Source organism: Xenorhabdus entomophaga (assembly GCF_037996725.1).
Classification (GTDB): domain Bacteria; phylum Pseudomonadota; class Gammaproteobacteria; order Enterobacterales; family Enterobacteriaceae; genus Xenorhabdus; species Xenorhabdus khoisanae.
Genome location: NZ_JBBMXH010000192.1, coordinates 1 through 3,627, shown reverse-complemented (window position 1 = coordinate 3,627; position 3,627 = coordinate 1). Strand labels below are relative to the sequence as shown.

Below are 3,627 nucleotides of genomic sequence, written 5' to 3'. Positions count from 1 at the left end.
TATGTGGCAGCTCATCAAAAGAGTTAAGATTTTCTTGAATGCCGCTTCAGCAAATAGTTGGAAAGGAATAGGAAATATGAAATTCTCATAATTATGAAAAGTTATATATCACCTTACGGATTGCGAGTGCATTATTGGAAGAGAAATTTCCATTGACCTGTAATTCATAGATATCACGGCTATCAGGCCGTTTCATCAACCAATTGGCCGTACCACTTTCTTGATGGGTATAGGTCAGGCAATTATGGTCGAGAAGATCTTCCGCAGACTGTGGTTGAGGATGTTTTTCCAGATAAGCAGGAGAACAGACAATCTGATTTCCTTGGCATGTTGATAAAGTTCCCGTCCATTTTCAGTTAAGGCGAGACTGCGCGTAGTACGATATAAAAGGCGAGCGCCAAGAGATTTTTCCAAACGCCCAATACGTTTACTGATGACTGAACTGGTGATGCCCGCGCTTTCTGCCGCTTTACTAAAAGACCCACAGTCAACAATCAAAGCAAACAAGATCAAATCGTTTGCATATTCATGGGTAGATAACATAAATTATTTATACTTCAAAATTCGTTTGAGGCGGACAGTGTAAACTCTCCAAATAATAAATCAAACCTTTCACCATCAAATAAAAATATCAAACAGCTCACATGCCAGAGTATGTGAGCCAAAAAATAAAAACCTATTTTTACGCGTTGTCAGAATATAAAACTTATTTTGCATTTTTTTATTTATTGTTTTATCCAACATTATTAGGTTCTTCAAGGCTAACAATAAAATTATCAAAATAAGCATATTGTTCTACTGGTGGTGCCCAATCCAATGTAGAGCCGCCAAAAAATGAACTCCATTTTATCGCATCAATAAAAACATTATTTTCATTTCTCAATTTAATATCATTCAGTCTTAATACTTCCTGATTATCAACATATTGTATATAGATACCATCACGTTTACCAATACTATTCAGCTTGACATATTGTGTTAGTGTATACCAAATTCCTTTCTTTAAAGAGGTATTTAATTTAACGTAATCACCACACCGGGATTCTTTTTCTGGATAATAAAGATAACCAAATAACTCCCCTTCTTTTCTCCACATTAAGCGACTACTAAAACCATCAAAACTATCATTATCGACGCATCCTGAAGGGTGATCTCCGCCAGACAAACCCGGCAATTTTCCACCTTTAACCCACATAAAATCCTTACTGAACATCACATTATATTGCAACCATAATGCTTCATGCTTACCTTTTATTGGTGCATTGAATGAGGTTCCGGCCTTAGAATAAACTGTATTGGCAAGATAAGTGAGTTCTAATACTTTGTTCTGATCACCTTGCGGATCAATAACAATATTTAACCGACCTTGATTAAGCCCAGATGATAAAGTAGGTGAGATTCCCCAATCAGATTTAAAATCTTTAGGTGTGTATTTTCCTACTTTATGCTCAAAATCCACATTAATTAAATCATTATTATTAGCATTGGAAACAGAGGATGAATGCATTGGTGCCATAATTGACTCCTTATATAGGATACATTTTTATTTCCACATAAGCCCCTAAAACAACAAAAGTTAAATTCAATAAGAATACCATTTCTCTAAAAACATATTTTCATATTGTCTCTGTTTTAAATCAGAGTCAAACTCTATAATCACCCTTCTCTATTTAAAATAACTCATTGGTCTTTTATATTTAATATGCACAATCACCTAACCCCCAGATTAAGCCTAATAAACTGGAGGTTCAGGAAAACACCACCTTTCTATTCTGAATCTGATACCATGGTTTTTAGAGCATCATAAACAGGTAACAGGCGAGTGAAACCATCTCTATCAAGAAAATGACCACTATTATCAACATTAATAACTTTAGTCTGCAACGAATGAGCCAAAGCATGGGACGACTGTGGTGAAACAATTTCATCATTAGAAGAAATGATCGAAACACGATGTTCTGTCATTCCACATAAAAAAGTATAATCCAATGGCTCGCCAGTAAAAGAATCCAACTCTGGTAAAGTTGTTTGAGAAGAATCAAAGCCAGAAACCAAAATATATCCACCAATATAAGGGGATATCGCTCTTATCGCCTCCAAATGCCGCAATATAGTGATACAACCGAGACTATGACCAATAAAAATCGTATCGTTATCTGCCGTTGGTACGATATCCATCAGCATATCAGCCCATGCTTCAGGTTGAGGTGCTGATGATTCAGGCATCGCAGGTACACTCACTTCTGCACCTTGTTCAGTTAACGTTTCCTTTAACCAAGAAAACCAATTTGATGAAGGTGATGCTGTATATCCATGAACAACAATTATTTTTTTACCAGTAAACAAATCGTGTCTGCTCGTCATTGCTATTGTCATTGATCTTACCCTACTGAAAAATTCATCCATTAATGGAGATAAAACAGTTTATTATTAATAACTTGTGACTGATATAAGTCAATATTATTCCTCTTTATGGCTGATTAAAATAAATACAAATTGGTCAACGTACTCCCAAAAGGAGGTTGACCATATAAAATTAAAAACCTTTGTACCAAAAACACTAATATTCAATACGATAAACTTGACTAATAAATTGACTGTTTTAACCTTGGCATTGTGACAACCTCCTTGTTTGGCATGACATAATAAATTATTAATATCAATCAGTTAAATAACACCCCTAAAACAATATCAGAAATAACAAGCCTAATTTTGCCTTACCAGCTCTCTGGCTTGTTTTTCAAGCCAAGAGATCACTTCATCATTATTAAACAAATAAAAATGCCCTCCCGTAAAAACCTGTTGCTTTATTGGCGCAGGCAGTACCCGCTCCCATTCCGCTAATCGAGAAACAGGCACTCTTTTATCTTGACGGCCTCCTATGACGTAAATTTGAGCATTTAGTTTTACTTTGGGAAATTTAGACAAAGAATCCAGTAAAATCAGATCATTTCTCATTGTTTCAATTACGTAGCTACGTAATTCAGGGTTAACTAAGACGTCTGAAGGCGTTCCCCCACATTGTTCAAGTATGTTCAATACATAATTATCAGAATATTCCTCATGTGGCTTATTTTTCAAATCCGCAGGATCAGCGCAGCCACGGGCTGAAATAACAAGACCTAACTTTCTTTCAGGCGCTTCATTTTCAAGCCTATAAGCAAGTTGATAGGCAAGTTCTGCTCCCATACTGTGTCCGAATAAAAGTAAAGGTTTATCCTCTCCTAACCTCAAATTCTTTACCGAAGCAAGGATATCGGACAGTACACTTTCAGCATCTGTTTGAAAAGACACAGAAGCACGAGTTCCTCTACCTGCAAGCTCAAGACAATAGACCTCAATAAATTCCGGCAATTTGCGAGCCAATTCCACATAAGAAAAACAAGAGCCTCCGGCATGGTGTAGAAATATCAACTGCATTCCAGCTTCAGGTCTTTTAATCACAGGAAATAAAACTGAATTAAACAAAATCAAGTTCCTCTAGTTGTATAAATGGGGCGTTTCAAAAGAAGATAAACTTAACTACCACCTACTGAAGTAGGTGGGTTAGCACACTTCGGTGCCGACGACTGAAAGTCGTCGAACCACGCACCTCGTAAACGCGCATAGGTCAAAACATTAAAGTCA

At 36.4% G+C, this 3,627-nt stretch carries 3 protein-coding genes and 1 pseudogene; all 4 read right to left on the bottom strand.

All coding sequences use genetic code 11. The features are described 5' to 3' along the window. Nucleotides 1-106: 106 nt before the first annotated feature. Nucleotides 107-543: pseudogene (locus AAC854_RS21765) on the bottom strand (LysR family transcriptional regulator); the annotation flags it as partial. A 190-nt stretch (nucleotides 544-733) separates the two neighbouring features. After that, nucleotides 734-1,516, bottom strand: a complete 783-nt coding sequence (locus tag AAC854_RS21760) for a polysaccharide lyase (protein ID WP_340618920.1) — start codon at nucleotides 1,514-1,516, stop codon at nucleotides 734-736. A 251-nt stretch (nucleotides 1,517-1,767) separates the two neighbouring features. After that, nucleotides 1,768-2,376: an RBBP9/YdeN family alpha/beta hydrolase gene (locus tag AAC854_RS21755; RefSeq protein WP_340618919.1), complete on the bottom strand. Its 609-nt coding sequence runs from the start codon at nucleotides 2,374-2,376 to the stop codon at nucleotides 1,768-1,770. Nucleotides 2,377-2,706: 330 nt separating this feature from the next. Next, complete coding sequence (locus AAC854_RS21750) at nucleotides 2,707-3,468, bottom strand: thioesterase II family protein (protein WP_340618918.1); 762 nt, start codon at nucleotides 3,466-3,468, stop codon at nucleotides 2,707-2,709. Between the last annotated feature and the right edge of the window lie 159 nt (nucleotides 3,469-3,627).